Source organism: Staphylococcus gallinarum, from assembly GCF_029774255.1.
Classification (GTDB): domain Bacteria; phylum Bacillota; class Bacilli; order Staphylococcales; family Staphylococcaceae; genus Staphylococcus; species Staphylococcus gallinarum.
This window is the reverse complement of record NZ_CP069082.1, coordinates 2,831,777-2,850,552: the sequence shown is the minus strand read 5'-3', so window position 1 is coordinate 2,850,552 and position 18,776 is coordinate 2,831,777. Positions and strand designations below refer to the sequence as shown.

The 18,776-nt window shown below is 33.8% G+C and carries 18 protein-coding genes; 13 read left to right on the top strand and 5 right to left on the bottom strand.

The window, feature by feature from the left end; translation table 11 throughout:
• The first annotated feature begins 164 nt into the window (after positions 1-164).
• The 7 genes from JN168_RS13485 to JN168_RS13455 all read left to right on the top strand — a co-directional run bounded on the left by JN168_RS13485 (position 165) and on the right by JN168_RS13455 (position 8,774).
• Positions 165-1,478: an NtaA/DmoA family FMN-dependent monooxygenase gene (locus JN168_RS13485; protein WP_279525989.1), complete on the top strand. Its 1,314-nt coding sequence runs from the start codon at positions 165-167 to the stop codon at positions 1,476-1,478.
• Entirely contained in the window at positions 1,474-3,048 is a 1,575-nt protein-coding gene (locus JN168_RS13480) for a BCCT family transporter (RefSeq protein ID WP_082039155.1), read from the top strand. Before JN168_RS13485 ends, JN168_RS13480 begins: the two co-directional genes overlap by 5 nt.
• A gap of 258 nt (positions 3,049-3,306) precedes the next feature.
• Positions 3,307-4,290, top strand: coding sequence for an aldo/keto reductase (locus tag JN168_RS13475; RefSeq protein WP_279525988.1), 984 nt, complete (start codon positions 3,307-3,309; stop codon positions 4,288-4,290).
• A 279-nt stretch (positions 4,291-4,569) separates the two neighbouring features.
• Complete coding sequence (locus JN168_RS13470; RefSeq protein WP_042737748.1) at positions 4,570-5,316, top strand: SDR family NAD(P)-dependent oxidoreductase; 747 nt, start codon at positions 4,570-4,572, stop codon at positions 5,314-5,316.
• Positions 5,317-5,484: 168 nt separating this feature from the next.
• Positions 5,485-6,669 (top strand): N-methyl-L-tryptophan oxidase, encoded by a 1,185-nt coding sequence (solA, locus tag JN168_RS13465; RefSeq protein WP_232138785.1) that lies wholly within the window; start codon positions 5,485-5,487, stop codon positions 6,667-6,669.
• 3 nt (positions 6,670-6,672) lie between these two features.
• Positions 6,673-7,803, top strand: coding sequence for a M20 family metallopeptidase (locus JN168_RS13460; protein ID WP_232155260.1), 1,131 nt, complete (start codon positions 6,673-6,675; stop codon positions 7,801-7,803).
• Between the two features lie 98 nt (positions 7,804-7,901).
• The gene (locus tag JN168_RS13455) at positions 7,902-8,774 is read left to right on the top strand and encodes a LysR family transcriptional regulator (protein ID WP_042737745.1); all 873 of its coding nucleotides are present in this window, start codon (positions 7,902-7,904) and stop codon (positions 8,772-8,774) included.
• Positions 8,775-8,815: 41 nt separating this feature from the next.
• Here the strand turns inward: JN168_RS13455 and JN168_RS13450 are convergent, their stop codons facing one another.
• Positions 8,816-9,733: an AEC family transporter gene (locus JN168_RS13450; protein ID WP_107526881.1), complete on the bottom strand. Its 918-nt coding sequence runs from the start codon at positions 9,731-9,733 to the stop codon at positions 8,816-8,818.
• A gap of 315 nt (positions 9,734-10,048) precedes the next feature.
• On the opposite strand from JN168_RS13450, the gene JN168_RS13445 reads away from it, so the two are divergent.
• Positions 10,049-10,549, top strand: coding sequence for a GNAT family N-acetyltransferase (locus tag JN168_RS13445; protein ID WP_042737743.1), 501 nt, complete (start codon positions 10,049-10,051; stop codon positions 10,547-10,549).
• A gap of 84 nt (positions 10,550-10,633) precedes the next feature.
• Here JN168_RS13445 and JN168_RS13440 read toward each other — a convergent pair whose 3' ends face one another.
• A complete protein-coding gene (locus JN168_RS13440; protein ID WP_279525987.1) occupies positions 10,634-11,419 on the bottom strand; it encodes an arylamine N-acetyltransferase in 786 nt (261 codons plus the stop codon).
• A gap of 91 nt (positions 11,420-11,510) precedes the next feature.
• A complete protein-coding gene (glpT, locus tag JN168_RS13435) occupies positions 11,511-12,869 on the bottom strand; it encodes a glycerol-3-phosphate transporter (protein ID WP_279526279.1) in 1,359 nt (452 codons plus the stop codon).
• Between the two features lie 585 nt (positions 12,870-13,454).
• On the opposite strand from glpT, the gene JN168_RS13430 reads away from it, so the two are divergent.
• Together JN168_RS13430 and JN168_RS13425 are read left to right on the top strand one after the other, a co-directional pair.
• A complete protein-coding gene (locus tag JN168_RS13430) occupies positions 13,455-14,099 on the top strand; it encodes an aggregation-promoting factor C-terminal-like domain-containing protein (protein WP_042737740.1) in 645 nt (214 codons plus the stop codon).
• 258 nt (positions 14,100-14,357) lie between these two features.
• Positions 14,358-14,561 carry a helix-turn-helix transcriptional regulator gene (locus JN168_RS13425; protein ID WP_042737739.1) on the top strand — a complete coding sequence of 68 codons (204 nt, stop codon included), beginning with the start codon at positions 14,358-14,360 and terminating at the stop codon, positions 14,559-14,561.
• Between the two features lie 242 nt (positions 14,562-14,803).
• Here the strand turns inward: JN168_RS13425 and JN168_RS13420 are convergent, their stop codons facing one another.
• On the bottom strand, positions 14,804-14,899 hold the full coding sequence (locus JN168_RS13420; protein WP_107512500.1) for a type I toxin-antitoxin system Fst family toxin: 96 nt from the start codon (positions 14,897-14,899) through the stop codon (positions 14,804-14,806).
• A gap of 165 nt (positions 14,900-15,064) precedes the next feature.
• Complete coding sequence (locus JN168_RS13415; protein ID WP_279525986.1) at positions 15,065-15,613, bottom strand: TetR/AcrR family transcriptional regulator; 549 nt, start codon at positions 15,611-15,613, stop codon at positions 15,065-15,067.
• Positions 15,614-15,764: 151 nt separating this feature from the next.
• Here JN168_RS13415 and JN168_RS13410 point away from each other — a divergent pair, with 151 nt between their 5' ends.
• From JN168_RS13410 to JN168_RS13400, 3 genes are all read left to right on the top strand, one after another.
• Positions 15,765-16,442 (top strand): SDR family NAD(P)-dependent oxidoreductase, encoded by a 678-nt coding sequence (locus tag JN168_RS13410; RefSeq protein WP_229366783.1) that lies wholly within the window; start codon positions 15,765-15,767, stop codon positions 16,440-16,442.
• 181 nt (positions 16,443-16,623) lie between these two features.
• Positions 16,624-16,863 carry a hypothetical protein gene (locus JN168_RS13405; RefSeq protein ID WP_279525985.1) on the top strand — a complete coding sequence of 80 codons (240 nt, stop codon included), beginning with the start codon at positions 16,624-16,626 and terminating at the stop codon, positions 16,861-16,863.
• Positions 16,864-17,042: 179 nt separating this feature from the next.
• Positions 17,043-18,302 (top strand): condensation domain-containing protein, encoded by a 1,260-nt coding sequence (locus JN168_RS13400; RefSeq protein ID WP_229367407.1) that lies wholly within the window; start codon positions 17,043-17,045, stop codon positions 18,300-18,302.
• The last annotated feature ends 474 nt before the right edge of the window (positions 18,303-18,776 follow it).

The following is an 18,776-nucleotide window of genomic DNA, read 5'->3' as shown; positions in this document are numbered from 1 at the left end:
CGTATAAATATAGAACTATTTTAATGATTATACTTACTTTGTTTACAAATTATTTTTATCTTTAAAAAAATTAATTTATTTTCAAATAACACATCAATAGTCTGTGTAAGTTTGTTACACTAATACATAAGTTTTTTAATTTGTGACCCAATCAGGAGGTTATTATGAAGAAGCAAATGCATTTGGCTTCACTTGTTTATAGTACGGGTTTGCATCCGTCATCTTGGAGATTAGAGGATTCTAAGATTGAGCAAATTGGTTCTATCGCTTATCAGCAAGAATTAGCTCAAATAGCTGAGCGTGGATGTCTTGATGCAATATTTTTAGCAGATGGACAATACATATCAGGTGAACATACAGGTCATTTATCTTATTTTCTTGAACCTATAACAGCTTTAACAGCGATATCTCAAGTCACCAAACATATTGGTTTAATCGGTACAATATCTACGACGTTCTATGATCCATATAATGTAGCAAGACTACTAGGTAGTTTGGATCATATTAGTAATGGTAGAGCAGGACTTAATATCGTCACTTCACAACTTGATATTGAAGGACAGAACCATTCGATGGAAGCCTTGCCACCTTTAGAACAGCGATATGAACGCGCGGATGAATTTGTAACTGTATTAAAGAAACTGTGGCAATCGTTTGACTATAGGGCGCTCATTCATAATAGACAATCGGGGAAAGGTATTGATTTTTCACTTGTGAAGGAAATCAACCATAAAGGTAAGTATTTCCAAGTCAAAGGACCGATTAACTTACCATCAAGCCCACAGGTATATCCGGTATTATGTCAGGCTGGCACATCCATTCCTGGACGTAAGTTAGCGGCGAAACATGTGGATATGATCTTTTCTATTGCTTGGAATCAAGCTGATGCTAAGCAATTTAAAGCAGATATTGAATCGCGAGTAGCACAACTTGACGATAATGCAGCGGGACCATTGGTGTTGCCTGGGTTATCTGTTTATGTGGCAGATACTCTTGCAGAAGCAGAGCAAAAGGTTGCTGCGTTAAATGTCTATACAGATATTGAAAAGAAGATTCAGCAAATCGAGCAAAGTATCGGTCAAGATACAACTGACTGGCATTTAGATGACCCGGTACCTCAATTACCTCCTTATGAATCATTAACCGTGAAGGTTGGGTCGAAAGCACGTTATCAAGCGATACAACGAGCAGTGGAGGTTGAACGATTAACATTTAGAGATTTAATTGCACGCGTAGATACTTGGATGGGACATAAGACGATTGTCGGTGATCCAATAATGGTTGCCGATATGATGCAAACATGGTTTGAGAGCGGAAGTTGTGACGGCTTTATTTTAATGCCGCCGACATATCCTGACATGTTTGAAGCATTTATCGATAAAGTGATTCCCATCTTGCAAGAAAGAGGATTATTTAGAACTGAATACACTGAACAAACATTAAGAGAACGTATAAAAAGAGAGGTAACTTCACATTAAATTTTCAAATTGGAAAGATAAAATAGATTGGCCAGTTTTTTCCGTTAGTGGTGGCATACTCGTATTATTTGTAATTATGTCATCACTGTTTACTCAAGCAACGTCGCACGTAGTTAAGACAGGATTTCAATTATCGATTACTTATTTTGGTGCTTTTTGGCAGGTGTTATTATTAGCCACTTTTGCGGTTGGATTGTTCCTAGCATTTTCAAAATATGGAAACGTCCGTTTAGGGAATGCTACTGAACCGGAAATGAGTTATTTTAAATGGGCTGCCATTGTTATTACATCTGGGTTAGGTGCCGGGGCTATATTCTGGGCGGCTGCTGAACCGATGTATTACTTTATTGATGTGCCACCAACTATGGGAAGTGGTATTAAAGATAAGAGTATGGCTGCAGTACCTGCTGCAATGGCACAGAGTTTTACTTCGTGGGGCTTCACGGCATGGGCAATTTATGGTGCAGTGAGTGGTATCGTCATTATGTATGCACATTACAATAAAGGTATGAAATTAAGACCGAGAACTTTGCTTTATCCAGTATTTGGAGACAAAATAGAACGAAATTATACAGGATCAGTTATCGATGTATTCTGTATTCTAGGCGCAGTAGCTGGAACGATAGGGACGATAGGTTTCTTCGGTTTCCAATTTAGTTATTGGTTGCATAGTATTCTAGGTATACCAGATAATTTAACGACTCAAGTATTGTCTGTGGTAGGTTTAATGATTATCGTTACAATTTCAGCTACTACAGGTATTGAAAAGGGAATTCAGTTTCTGAGTAAATTAAATGTTTGGTTGGCAATTGGTGTAGCGGTATTTATCGTATTAATTGGTCCTGGTAGATTTATTATTGATACACTGATTTCATCTTACGGTGTGTACTTAACGAAGTTTCTAGAAATTAGTACATTTAGAGGAGATAACAAATGGGCTGGGTCATGGATGTTATTCTTCTTTGGTTGGTTTATTGGTTATGGTCCACTAATGGGCATGCTAGTCGCTCGTGTTTCAAAAGGACGTACGATTCGTGAGATATTTATTTTAGTATCTATTGTTGCAAGTGTCGTATCTCATGTTTGGTTTACAATTTTGGGTGGCAGTGGTTTATTTTATGAAACTAAGGATAGTGGTGCGATTAGTAATCCATTATCTGAAAAGGGCTTGCCAGCAGCAGTTATCTCAATTGCGAACCATTTACCATTAGGTACAGTGTTAGTGATTGTATTGTTAATATTAACGCTTATCTTTGTCATTACTACAGCAGATACAATGTCGTTTTCAATTTCGATGTCTGTTACTGGTGAGGGAGATCCACCTAAGATGGTTCGAGTATTCTGGGTAGCAATTATGGCAGTTATTTCAATTATCTTGATTAATATAGGAGAAGGTAGTATTGATGCGATTCAGTCGTTTATCATTGTCACCGCAGTACCAATATCTATTATTATGTTACCTGTGGTATGGACGGCTCCGAAGATTGCGCACAAATTGGCAGTTGCGCAAAACCTTGTTCCTGAAAAACAACCTAAAAAGCATAAAGAGAAGATAATTAGTAAAGATTAAACAAAGCATTGTTGATATGTTTCAACTGTATTAATAACCTATTGGTTCAGTCCAATAGGTTATTTTTTTATATTCAGTACTCAAAGCAATTTCGTTTGTCATTGTAATATTTATTGATATAATCGGATTAAATTTATGGGTTGTACGGACAAAAAACACTTTATGTGTGGGCTGTAATCTGCAGTAGGTATTCAGTTACTAGATATTTTCAACATCTATTTCATAAATTGACTTTCAAAGGAAAAGGGGTTAAATATAATGCAATATCGTGAACTAGGAAAGACAGGCATGAAAATTAGTGAGGTAAGTTTTGGAACTTGGGCCATCGGTGGTGCATGGGGAAAAACAAATGATGAAGCTGCTTTAGCGTCACTTGAGTATGCCATTGAGCAAGGGGTGAATTTCTTTGACACTGCAGATGTCTATGGCGATGGTCATAGTGAGGAGTTATTAGCACAAGCGACAAAAGGAAAAGAAGACGAAATCTATATAGCCACAAAGTTTTGTAGACAAGGAGATATTGCAGATCCAAATAATTACACTTATGAAATGGTTAATGCATATTGTGAGGATAGCTTACGCCGTTTAAATAGAAAGTCTATTGATTTATTTCAAATTCACTGTCCTGCCACTGAAATTTTAAGAGAAGGTAGTGTCTTTAAAGTTCTAGATCAATTGAAAGCAGAAGGGAAAATTAAACATTATGGTGTGAGTGTAGAATCAGTTGAGGAAGGACTGATTTGTTTACAGTATCCTAATGTAGAAAGTCTACAAATCATCTTTAATATATTCCGACAAAAACCATTGGAGCGCTTGCTTTCTGAAGCGCATCAACAAGGTGTTGGTATACTTACGCGCTTACCATTAGCAAGTGGATTGTTAACAGGTAAATTTACTGTCGATAGTACATTTGAAGCGGATGATCATCGTAATTTTAATGAAAATGGTGAATCATTTAATGTGGGAGAGACGTTTGCTGGTCTTGGATTAAGAAAAGGTGTTGAGTTAGCAGATCAATTAAGATGGATTGCTGATGATCGACCATCAATGACAAATGCAGCACTGCGTTGGATTCTTGACCATGAAGCTGTTACTGCCGTGATACCAGGCTTTAAAAATTTAGAGCAAGTTAAAGGTAATTTAGAAACATTAAATACACAATCATTTTCTGAAGCAGAGTATGAACAATTGAGACAGTTTTATCAAAATGAGGTAGCAGAACACATTAGAGGTGTATATTAATATAGCAGAGTGAAACGATTGGATAAACTCATCCGCCAAAGCGTTATTGAATCATGAAATCTATCGGTTTATTTAAATCGATGGATTTTTTGCGTTTTATAATGCGTATTAAATACGAATGATGATACGTGAACATGTGACTCAGTAGGACTATTTATCATACTTATTATATTTAGATTTCTAAAAAGATTAATTCTATACATAATTATAAATACGAGTAAATATAATTGTTGTTTGTTATAATTTTGATAATTAAAAGTACGTTCAAGGGGGATGTTTATGCCGGATTTAACTAAGAAAGTTGCGTTAATTACGGGAGCAAATCGTGGACAAGGTAAGGTGATTGCACAACACTTTGATGCATTAGGAGCCAATGTTGTAGTAGGAGCGCGTAATTTAAGAGATGCGATAGACGTTGAAGAAACATTGGAAAATGATGCGTTATCAATTCAATTAAACGTGACTGACGAAGATGATTGGAAATATGCTATACAGAAAACGGTAAAGACGTTTGGTAAAATTGATATTCTTGTGAACAATGCGGGAATTTACTTGAATAAACCATTTTTAGAAACGACCTTAGCTTCATACAAAAAGTTAATCCAAACGAATCAAATCGGGACATTTTTAGGTATGCAATATGTAGCTAAACAGATGAAAGTACAGCTATCAGGATCTATAATCAACACGGTCTCTGTTTCTTCATTTTCACCTATTCATGAATCATCATTATATGCTTCAACTAAAGCTGCAGTGACAACAATGTCAAAAGCAGCGGCAATGGAGCTAGGAGACTATGGCATACGCGTGAATATGGTACATCCAGGTGGCGTGAATACAGGTATGTTCTCCGATAGTAATGAAGGAAATGAATTTTATGAGCAAATACCATTAAAGCGTATTGGGCAACCGATGGATATTGCTCAAGCAGTTGCATTTTTAGCTTCTGATGAAAGTGCATATTGTACGGGAACGGAAATTGTAGTAGACGGTGGTATGACGTTAGGAACGACAGATCATAAATAATGAATGAGGTCAGAACAAGATGCTCAGTGCATTTATTGTTCTGGCTTTTTTATGTATTGAATTTATATTTAATATCTCATATTGAGATAGTAGCTATCTCTGATACCTATTTTACGAGGGGAAAGTGCTCCAATTATACTTAATTATAGAAAATGGGGGGAGATAGTTATGACAAATAAATATGACGTTATCGTAGTAGGCGCTGGTTCTATGGGCATGGCAGCAGGCTATTATTTAGCTGAGCAAGGCAAAAAGACTTTACTCATTGATGCATTTGATCCACCACATGAAAATGGAAGTCATAGTGGCGACACACGTTTAATCAGGCATGCATGTGGAGAGGGTTATGCATATGTTCCATTAGCCATACGCGCACAAGAGTTATGGCATGCACTGCAAGCAAAGACGAATGAACGAATATTTACACAGACAGGTGTCTTAACGTTTGGTCCTGCAACATCTGGTTTTGTTCAAACGGCAATTGAAGGTGGTCAGAAATATGGTCTGAATATTGAGACACTAACTGCAGACGATGTAAATGCAAGATGGCCTGGAATAACTATGCCTCAAGGTGAAATTGGGTGCTATGAGCCTGAAGCAGGTGTATTGTTTTCTAGTGCTTGTATTAGAACATTGAAACGACTTGCCTTATCAGTAGGTGCAGAGTTAAAGGTCAATTCACCTGTAATGGATATTGAAATATTTGATGACTCTGTAAAGGTGCATACCCCAGATGATACGTTTGAGGCTAATAAACTGATCATTTCAGGAGGTGCTTGGAATAAGAAATTACTAAATGAGTTAAATATTAATATTAACATCCAACCGTCGAGACAAACGATTGCGTGGTTTGATTCCGATGACATTTTATATAAATCTGATGGCTTTCCAGGATTTTTTGCGGATGTGCCTTCTGGCGTTTATTATGGATTTCCTTCAATCGATGGTACGGGGTTAAAAATAGGGCGCTATGATAATGGAGATGATATAGATCCAAGTTATTATAACAAGCTCTTTGGTGCCTATGAAAAAGATGAGAAAGATATTCGAGGATTTTTATCTAATTATATGCAAGCAGCACATGGCAATATCAATGTAGGTAAGACATGTATGTTTACTAATACGCCAGATGAAAACTTTATCATAGATACACATCCTGATTATAATCATGTTGCTATTGCAGCTGGTTTTTCGGGGCATGGCTATAAATTTTCCAGTGCAGTAGGAGAAGCTTTAGGAGAACTCATTATCCATGGTGAAACGACTCAAGACATCTCGCCCTTTAAGATTACACGTGATAGTTTACAACCAGAAAATAAAGACGAAGTATACTTCAAGGCAAGGGGGAAATAATGTATGCAAAGTTATTTAGCCTTTTTACAATCGTTAATTCAAATTGATAGCACCAATCCTCCAGGTAATGAACAAGCAATTATTCAACAATTTATTAATAGAAGTGAGGCAACCGGGCTTCCATATCAGGTTATGACTGTTGATAATAATAGAAGTAACTTTTCAGTCAGAATTAAGGGTTCAAACACTGACAAAGGAAAGTTATTGTTGAATGGGCATACGGATACAGTAAAAATTGGTAGCCAGAAATGGCAATATAATCCATTTGATGCGCATATAGAAGACGGTAAGTTATATGGCAGAGGAACGACAGATATGAAGAGTGGTCTCGCTGCATTGTATTTAGCGTTAGAATCATTATATTTGGAAAATTATCCTTTGACGAAGGATGTTGAGTTTTTAGCAACGGCAGGAGAAGAAGTAGATTCGATTGGTGCAACACATTATGTCAATACACAAGGTATGTCAGATGTGGAAGCTATTGTTATAGCCGAACCAACTCATGAACGAGTAGTTGTTGGACATAAAGGGGCATTATGGATTGAGGTTAAAGTGACAGGTAAAACCGCTCACGGGGCAATGCCTGAGCAAGGTGTAAATGCAATTGAAGCGGCGAGTGAAATTATACATTTAGTAGAGCGATTAAAAACTGAATGGAAAGTTAGACACGATCCATTAGGTACGAGCAGTATTTCTGTAAACATGATTCAAGGCGGTATTCAAACTAATGTGATACCTGATGAATGCATATTGTATGTAGATATTAGGTCAGTGATACCCAATTGTCATGACAAGCTATATCATGATTTTAATCAGGCATTACAATCTCTATTTGAAGGTGCAACGCTTCCTAATGTGGAAGCGAAGATTATACTAAATCGCGAGGCAGTATTAACGAATGAACAAAGTCAAATTATCCAGGATGCACTGACTATTACACAACAACAGCAAGTAGGTGGCGTATCCTATTACACAGATGCCTCTGTATTAAATAGTAGCAGTGATATTCCAACACTAATATATGGACCAGGTATTGAAACATTGGCGCATCAACCAGATGAATATGTTGAGGTGGCTGCTTTCGAGCGCAGCATTGCGTTCTATAAATCCCTGATTATTCAATATGCAGGATAAATATAAGAAGATTGCCAAATCGTTTGGCAGTCTTTTTTTAGTATATTTAACTGAAAATTCTGTATAATAGCAATTAATATTTATGTGGGGGGATTTCAATGGAGTTTAAAGATTTGAAAATTTTCCAAAGTGTAGCAGAACATCAAAGTATTAGTAAAGCCGCAACATCTCTATGTTATGTACAATCATATGTGACCTCGCGAATTAAGATGTTAGAACAAGAGTTGAATGCACAATTATTTATTAGGCGGCGTAATGGCACAACTTTAACTTCGGAAGGATTGAAATTGCAAATATATGCTGAACAAATTCGTAAGGTAATGTGTGAAATTGATAGAGCCTTTCATGATAATGAGATGCCTACGGGTAAATTAAATATAGGCACAGTTGAGACAATAACAAGACTACCAGAAATATTGTCTAAATATCAGCAGTTATGTTCTGATGTATCACTCGCTTTGTATAGTGGTGTGACTGAAAGTATTATCACTAAAGTGCGTGACCGTAAGTTGGATTGTGCGTTTGTTACAGGATTTACGAAACAAGTAGGCATCAATAAAGTCGAATTATTTCATGAACAATTAATCTTAATTGCTAATCAACCACTAGACTCAATTGACCAACTAAAATCTAAGTCGATGTTAGTCTTTACAGAAGGGTGTAATTATAGAAAGAAATTGGAAATGTGGTTAGATTCAGAGAACATTGATTACTCTAATATGTTAGAGTTTGGTACATTAGAAACGATTGTAGGCAGTGTGAAATCTGGTCTAGGAGTAAGCCTTGTTCCAGAATCTACTGTTACAAACGATGTTACATCCCAACAACTTTATGCTTATCGATTGCCTGAGTACTATAGTACGATTTCTACCGACTTTATTTGGAATGACGAAGCGTATGTAACACCTGCTATTGATAGATTTATCCAGATGATTATGGATTTTAAAAATTTAGCACCTGTTGAATATTAGTAAGTTTCTGCTAAAAATAAACTGCTCTAACACAAACCACGTTAGAACAGTATATATGAGAGGTAAATTACAGTTGTTACAGTTATAGCACTGAGTAATGTTGAAAAGAGTACGATCTGAGCATGTAATTCAGGTTCAACTTGATACTCCATTGCAATTGTTGAGGTATTTCTTGAAGTTGGGAATGAACTAGCAATAAATAGTGATTGTGCGACAATACCATCTATATGCAATAAGTAGATGAGAGCAAGTGATAACGCCGGACCTACTATGAGACGGCCAACAAGAGACCATGTGATAACACGTTGAAAGAAATTTATTTTAATTTTGGCAAGTTGTGCTCCTAACACGATTAAAGCTATAGCAATAAATGCATCTGCTAAATGGTTTAATGGTAATAATATAGGTTTAGGAAGAGATAATTTAAAATAGTTGAATATTATTCCTAATATTAAGGCATGGAATACAGGTAATCGTAAAAATGAAATAATAATTTCTTTAAATGTCTTTGTTGTTGAAAGAATATTGTAAATGCCATAGGTATAAGTTAGTAAATTTTGAAAGATGAGGATAAATACTTGGATGGAGACACCGATTGGGTTATGGCTAAAGATTAAATTGCTTACTGGTAAACCATAGTTGCCCGAGTTCATGAGTGAAATACTATTTTTTAGAGCAGCATCTTGTCCAGGATTTAATTTTAAAAATTTACAGATAATGTGGCTAAAAATAATTAATATGATGCTATATAGCACTACATAATAAATAATTTGTAGTAACACATCTGCCTTGATATTAACATTTAGAATATTGACGAATACGGAAGCAGGCATTAAACAATAAGTGATTAAAGCTGAAAACTGACGTAAATCAAATTCAAATTTAATTTGAAGTACAACACCTAGAAGGATGAGTAATAAGATAGGTACAAGGACCTCTAGTATGATGAACAAGAACATATATATTACCTCTTTTAGTAATAATGTAGCATAACAAATTATTATAAGATAATAAGAATAAACAATCTTTTATAATAGTATTTTATTAATTTTTATTTTATAGATTAATTCAAGGTATTAAATTTTGGTAATAGTGTGTTAATCTGAAAAATATAATTACTATTATTATGAATGAAAGTCAAATACATCTATGTAATAGATTTTATAAATGAGGTGTAACACGCTAAAGACTTAATCATAGTTAAGTTGTGGCACGTGTGTGTTTAACACTTTATAAAAGTAGGTAAGTACAGAAAAATTGAGGAGTGGCACATTATGGATTTTTATACTAGAGATTTACAAGCAAGTGATATTCAAGGAGTGTATGAACTATACGCGCATCCAGAAGTCGCAAAGTATCAATTATGGGATGTTGCTACGTATGAAGAAACAGAACAATTTATTAATTCAGTATTAGAAAAGGAAGAACATTGGATTTATAATGTGATTATCAATGCAGATACAGATAAAATCATCGGAATTGTACAACTTATTGTTGATAACGACAATAAAAGTGCAGAAATTGGATTTATTGTACACCCTGATTTTTGGGAGCAAGGTATTGCTTCAGACATTGCTGCTACGATGGTTAAATATGGCTTTAAAGTTCTAAAATTAAACAGAATTTGGGGCTCATTAGATGCTAGAAACGTCGCTGCACGTATCGTATTACAGAATGCAAATATGAAACATGAAGCGGTGTTACGTGAGGACAAGGCAGTTGAAGATGGGTTTAGAGATACATTGATTTTCGCGATTATTAAAAGTGAATACTAAATTACAAGTAAGGTGCTTTATAATACTCGCAAAATTAAGAAACAAGTCACTCAAATTTTTCGATTTGAGTGACTTGTTTTAATATTATTTTTCTAATCTATTGATCGTTACATCTAAATTAAAATATTTTTGTAGCAGTTGTCTATAGTTGTTTGAAGTTACCGGATATTTTTCTTTCTGTGGCCCTTTGGTCAATGTAAGTTGTTCGTGTGACATGGTTGCTCGACCAAAGGATTGTGGTTGTGTAATTAATAATCTCTGTACAAAAATAGAGTCTGGATGATATTGATTATACTCAATGTTATAGCCAAATGCTTCAATAGACTTTGGAATTAATACAGCTTCATATTGAGTTACCCAAGCACCTTCGATCAATTTTTGGCTATAAACGAGGTGATTGTTATTAGTAATAGCACGATATTGACCATTGATATCAATAATGGTCTGTGCATCTTCTACATTAGTAATAGGGAGAGCTTGAACAGGTAAATCACCAAAACCTACATCTGTCATATAACGTTGTTCGTCAATTGTTACAATGAGTGAAACGTGTGAGCCGTCTAAACTTTTTCCGCCCCCAGGGATATGAATCGTTGCAGAAACCATGTGTACGACAAACCCTTTAGCTTCAAGATATGATTTGAACAGACTGTTAAGTTCATAACAAAAACCGCCACATTTGTGATTAACTACCTTATTGTAAATCGTTTCAAGATTAACGGATATTGCTACACCATTTTGAACATCAATATTTTCAAAAGGTACTGTAAACATGAAACGTTGCATGTAATAATTTAATGCTGCAAGCGAAGTTTCGGTATAAGCGTTAGCATCAATATTTAAATGTTGTTCTAATTGTTCAATATTCATAAGAATAACCTGCTTTTATTTATAGATTATACTGTGTATTGTAAATTGAATAGTTAAATTAACAAGGAAAAGGCCTTGTCGATAAAAATAATTAGTGTTTAACCGTTTCTTGACCGCGCTTATTCCAAGTAAATGTAAAGCTAATCATCGCTAAGATACTAATTCCAGTCAATAACATGAACCCGGCATCCCAGCCAAGGTGGTCTACTAACAATCCCATGATAATATTAGCCATTACTGCACCGCCTAAGTAACCGAATAAACCTGTAAGTCCAGCTGCCGTTCCAGCTGCTTTCTTTGGAACATAGTCTAGTGCTTGTAAACCGATTAACATTACCGGACCATAAATTAAGAAACCGATAGCGATAAGCGCAATATTATCAATTAGAGGATTACCTGGTGGGTTTAACCAATAAACTACCACAGCTATTGTGACACCTAACATAAAGATAAATCCTGCTGGACCACGGCGCCCTTTAAAGACTTTGTCTGAAATATAACCACATAATAATGTACCTGGGATACCTGCCCATTCATATAAGAAATAAGCCCAACCAGATGCCTCTAGGTTAAAATCTTTCTCTTCACTTAAATAGGTAGGCGCCCAGTCTAATACACCATAACGCACGAAATAGACAAAAATATTAGCGATAGCAATTGCCCATACCCATTTATTATTTAAAACATATTTGAACAATATTTCTTTAGTAGTTAATTCAGTTTCTAATGTTTGCTTAGACTTTGTATCATAATCATCCTTATATGCCTCTATAGGTGGTAAACCTTGAGATTGTGGTGTATCTCTAATTAAAGTGTAGGCAATAATAGCAATTATAACTGCTACAAGTGCTGGTAATATAAAGGTACCTTCAAACCCTTTTAAATAACCAAACGAAAATGTACCAACTAATGTCACACCAAATAAAGCTAGGGGAGCCATTAATCCACCACCGACATTATGCGCCACATTCCAAATGGCAGTCTTACCTCCACGTTCACTAACGCTATACCAATGAACTAAGACACGACCAGACGGCGGCCATCCCATACCTTGGAACCAACCATTAAGAAACATCATGATAAATATAATGAAGATACTAGAAGTTAGAGCAGGAATAAATCCTAATAGTAAGTTCACTCCTGCAGTTAAAATTAAACCAAGTGTTAAAAATGTGCGTGCATTACTTCTATCGCTCACAGTTCCCATCACAAATTTACTAATACCATAAGCAATGGACACCGCAGATAAGGCGATTCCAAGACCAGATTTACTAAAACCCTCATCAATTAAATAGGGCATAGCAAGTGAAAAGTTCTTACGTAAGAGATAATAACCCGCATAGCCTAAAAAGATACCAATAAAAACTTGTAGCCTTAATCGCTTATAAGTTTCATCGATTTCATCATTAGGTAAAGGCTCGATGTGCTGAGCTGGCTTTAAAAAATTCAACATAGATGGACCTCCTATAAAATAATGTAAAAATTTTATTAATTTAGTGTTAATTTTATATGAAGATGTAAGCGTTAACAACACTATATTGATTATTAATGGCAAAAATATTGCAATTGAAAGATTACAAGATGGAAAGTTGAGTCTATTTTGTTCATGAGAGTTACAGTGTTTAAATGTTAATAACATAGCAAGTGAATTAATGTTGGCTGTATTGGAAGTGTGCCAATGATGGAGGGGATGTTGTATGTTGAGTGTATTATTATACTGTTGTGTATCAATTAAATTGCCATTGTAACCAATTTATTGCAATTTAAAGACATAGGATCGCGCTTAGAACCATCTTAATTTTAACGATTTTTATAAGTACAAAGTCGTAGAAAATATTTCAAAAACATCTCTGTGACAACATCTAAATGCAATAAATGTCTTTATTTATACAACTTATGCAACCATTTTATTAATAGGCTGTAACCTATGAAATCAAATTATGCGCTATAGTATTTTGTGTAATCTAATTAAAAGATTAGAAATTTTGTTGCTTAACAGTTTTTAAAACTGATAGGCATTGGGAGGATTTTAATTATGAGAAAAACATTATTAACTACAATAGCAGCAATCTCATTGGGAGCTACAGGATTAGGAACAAGCGCACATGCGGCAGAACAAAATAACAACTGTGGACCAAATGGTCAACCACAAGCGTCACAACATGGTCAACAAATGTCGCAACAACACAGCCAAAGTGAGCATAAATTTAATCAACCAAAGCAAGTTAAATTTAATAACGACAATAATAAATCATATAATACTCAACAAGTTTCAACGACACAAAATCAACAAAACGACAATTCAAATGATGACAACACTTCAACGACAACGTCAAACCAATCATCATCTAATACGTCAACAAACTCATCAGATGATTCAGACTCATCTAGCTCATCGGATTCATCTACAACAAGCAGTGACAGTACAAGCTCAGTTTATCAACAATTTTTAGCTGCTGGTGGTACGAAAGAATTGTGGGAAAGCATTGTATTACCTGAATCAGGTGGAGATCCAGATGCAGTGAATTCAGCAGGTTATAGAGGATTAGGCCAAACGAAAGAATCATGGGGTACAGGATCAGTCGCTACTCAAACCAAAGGTATGATCAATTATGCCAAAGAACGCTATGGTTCAATCGAAGCTGCCATCGAATTCCGTGAGGCTAACGGTTGGTGGTAAGATCCATCCAAATCACAATTTAAAAAGTAAATTATATGTCTAATTAAAAGTTAAATAATAATAAAATTCCCAGTTTAGTAAAGCAGGTGCAACTTCACAAAAGAGTGAGGTTGCACCTGTTTTTTGTTGTAATGTAAGAAAACTTCACAAATAAATGTTAGGTTAATTTACGGAAATTCGTGCTTGTATCTATCCCATGTTATCTTCTACAAAAATATATTTCATAAATTGAAATATTGATAGAAAGTAGGAATGGATATGGAAATTTTAACTGACTTACGTGAAGAGAAGCATTTAAGTATCTCGAAATTAGTTATTTTACTTAATGATAAGTATGAAAAGAATTATAAGATCTATCAAATAATTAATTGGGAAAATGGACATGAACAAATTCCTCAGAAAGATTTAGAACTTTTGTGTGATTACTATGAATATCCGATAGAAAAGTTATCATATTCGTGAAGCATTAAACTTGTTCGAGTAGGGTGTAATGAAAATCAACTTCAAAAAAGTAATAACAATAAACTAAGAATGATGACACTCAAAACCATCAATGTACTCTTTTAACTCATTTCATTAAGTATAATTATATTGCACATCGTTCATAATAGTGTTATAATACACTTGCCAAGTGGTTTAATCATGTAAACACCGAATCCCCTTACTAGGGTCATAGTAAGGGGATTTTTGGTGTGGTTAGTCGCCTATTTATCATTACGCTTGCCTAACCAATAAACAAATAGCGCAACGAGACAACCACTTAATGTTGTGGTTATGATGTCGACCAGTGGTTTAAACATCTTGTAAACACCACCTCTCTACGTCAAATTGACGCCTGAGGTAGGCGACACTTTAAGTATATAATCAATAGTATTTTATTTATATTTAATTGTTATTAAATTAAAAAAAGCATATCAGATGTAGAAAAGGTGGAAAAATGTATTTAGTTTTTACAGACCAAAATATTAATACCTTCCAATTATAAATAGTGCGATTTTGTTAGCCAATACGTCTTGTTCCATATTATTATGAGCTATCTGTAAAGCTCCTTCGTGAATCATTTGTGCGATGATTGGGATGAATATGTCTTGGTCCTTGTTTGTGTAAGTATTTTTCAAACTATTTTCTAAAACTATAGTGAGTTGCTCTAGTATTTTCTCTTTCATTTGAGGCAATGCCAATCCAGCATAGCTGCTACGGCACTCCATATTTGGTTTTTGATAGAAATCATGAACTGCTAAGATTAAGTTGCTTACATTTTCTTGATTAAAAATCATAGGATCTGAAATGTGGTCCTCAAAAGATACTGTAGCAAAATCCTCTACAATATAATCGACTAAATCATATTTATCTTCAAAATGTGCATAAAATGTTGCTCTGTTCACTTGAGCCCCGTTTGTAATGTCGGCGATAGTTATTTTCTCAAAATCCTTTTTACTAACTAATGCAAAAAAGGCGTTAATTATGGATTGTTTAGTATGTGTCATTCTAATATTTTTCACTTTATCTGCCATATGAATCTACCCCCAATAATTTAAGTTATCTGTTGCTATAGCAACAATTTAGTATACATTGTTGATTGTTATATTATTTTAATAGCTTTATCCTGTGATTAAAAGCAACACAATATTGCTTTAAGGTATCATAGAAAAGGAGAGATTTAAAATGAAAACAATAGCAATTGTGGGTGCAGGTACAGGTTTAGGTTTATCACTAGCAAAGAAATTTGGAGCTGAAGGATTTAAAGTAGCAGCTATATCAAGAAATGCAGAAAAATTAAAAGTGATTCATGAAGATTTGAGTAACTTAAATATAGAAGTAAAAACATATGTATCCGATATTGTGGATTTAGAATCATTGAAGCAAACGATCCAATCAATTAAAGCGGATTTTGGTTCTATTGACGTTATAGAATTTAGTCCTAATGCCAAGGAACAGCAATTTACCAATATATTGGAAACTACACCAGAAAGTGTTTCAGAAATATTAAATAGTTATCTCTATCCAGCTATTCAATTAGTTAACGAGGTGTTACCTGATATGATAAATAAAGGAACAGGTTCAATCTTATTTACGACAGGTGTAGCTACAATATTTCCACTCCCATTTGCTGGAAATGCTGGCATTATAGGCTCTGGATTGAGAAGTTATGCTGAAAATCTCTACAATGCAGTAGAAAATAAGGGGATTTTTGTAAGACATCTTTCAATAGGAACAGCGATTGAATCCGGGACTTTAGGCGATCCAGATACAATTGCAAAGGCTTGGTATGATTTATATACTACAAAAGGGAAATTTGAAGAGACATTTCCTCAGGGAATTAAAAAATCAGATATGATTTAAACAGTTAATTGTTTCATATTAATGTTATATTAAATAAAAATATACTAAGACGTTAAATAATAATGAATAAAGAGTCGGGGACATAAATACCCAGCATTAAGCCCATCAAAGATTTTGATCTTTGATGGGCTTGTTATTTGTTTCAATACTTCGTATTGTTATTGCTCGCTTACCTAGGGGGATGGGGTCGAGCCTCGGCCTCGACACGCATCTTACTCCCTCAGATGTCTCGCAAACAATACGCAGTTCAGCTATGATGATTAAATTATTGTTTAAATCAGGGGTGTTAGATCAAGCCAAAGTATCTACAAAAGAATTAGATGCTTTATATTTGGATTTTAAAAAATTAAGTAACAATACAGCTATTTCAACTACCAATTTGGACTCATTGTATCAACAAACAATGAGTGTGAGTGATTAGCAAGAAATTGATTTTAATAATAAATCTCACTTTTTTTATAAGAGTGAGATTTTTTTAGTTATCCTAGGGTAAAAGTTAATGAAACATTAATTATAAAAAATGAATAAACGAATTAAGTTAATTGATGTTTTTAAAATTTTAAATATACTTATAAAATTAAGGAGCGTATAAAATTGAAGATGTACCCACTAACAATAGCGCAACAAAACTTTTTAAAACGTGAAAAAATAATAGAAGATTCGAGTATTAATAATATTGCAGGACTATTGAAATTAGGTACAAAATTTAATTATGAGCAAATTAATAAAGCTGTTAACCAATTAATATTTAATCATGATAGCTATAGAATACAAGTAACATTTAAAAGTGGAAATGCTAAGCAGTATATTAAAGCATTTGAAGAAATAGCATATCCTTATTTAGATTTTTATCAAGATCAATTGAATTTTGATACTTGGATAAATAAAAAAGCGAATACTAATATATTTGACTATAATGATAAATTGTATCGATTTTATATTTTGAAATTGCCAGATGGTCAATTAGGTTTGTTGGCTATACAAAACCATCTAATAGGCGATGGTTGGAGTATGCCATTATCAATCAATTATTTTATAACTTATTTGACTAATCAAGACACTACAGAAATACCCAAATTATCATTCGTAAATGCTATAGAAGATGAAGTGAAGTACCTACAGTCTAAAAAGCTTGAAAAAGATGAGATTTATTGGAGAGAAAAACTGAATCGACAAAAACAACAAATCAGTGATAAACCACATCAGTTAGAACATGTTAATGGTCAAAGGCGTACTATAAAATTAAGTACAGTAATAACTGAAAAAATTAATGAGTTTTGTTTGAAAAACGAAATAAGTGTTAGTAATTTATTCACTAGCATTATGTTTGCACTAATTGATAAAAAAGCAGTAACTAAAATTAATAACATTGGGATATCAATTCATAATAGGGCAAATAAAAACGAAAAATTCACTACAGGTAATTATGCCAAATCTTTGCCAATCATAATAGAATCAGAACAGGATCTCTTGCTAAATGAGTATATACAAAAAGTGAAAAGAGAATCTTTTAATATTTTAAAGCATAGAAAATACCCAATTGATGATTTATTATCAGAACTTAATATGGGGAATAATATTATAGATTGCTTAATTTCCTTCCAAACAGCTAGTTATAGTTCCGAGTTTATTGAAAATGGATTTTCAGAAAAGAAACTTGAAGTTGATGCCATCGGTGGACCGCTCGAAATTCAAATTTTTAATAAGAATAGTGAAAGTGGTTATTTATTACATTATGATTATCAAACTGAAGTACTAAGTGCATATGAAATAGAGCAATTGCATGATAATATTTTGAAGATGCTTAACGAATTGGTAATAGATTCAGAGCGAAAATTGGAAGAAAATAACATTTTATAATGATGAAAATAAATATTTAAGCAAAAAAGTACATTGCTTGTATTTTAAAATATTGATAAATTAGAAGAAAAAGGTTGGGAAGGCACATGCATACCTTGAAATTCTTTCTACTAAATTTCATTATCTTCTTTGTATTATCTAACATTAGTAATGTTCTATTCTTAGGTGGATTTGAATTTATGAATGTGTTATTAAGCACTTCGATATTTGCAGTTATTATGACAGGATTCCAATATTTTGCTAAAAATTTATCTAAAGATAAATCACATTAGTAAACAATACATAATGAAAGGAAAATTTTGTAATATGAACGATAAAAAGCAACAAACCAAATGGGTTTTAGTAGTTTTATGTTGTATTGTTTACAGTGTGACAAATTTATATGAACATTTTAACTTATGGTTTCTTATGTTACTTGCTATCGTGGCAGGTACATTAATTCATTATTTAGTCGACTTTATTTTTATTTTGATC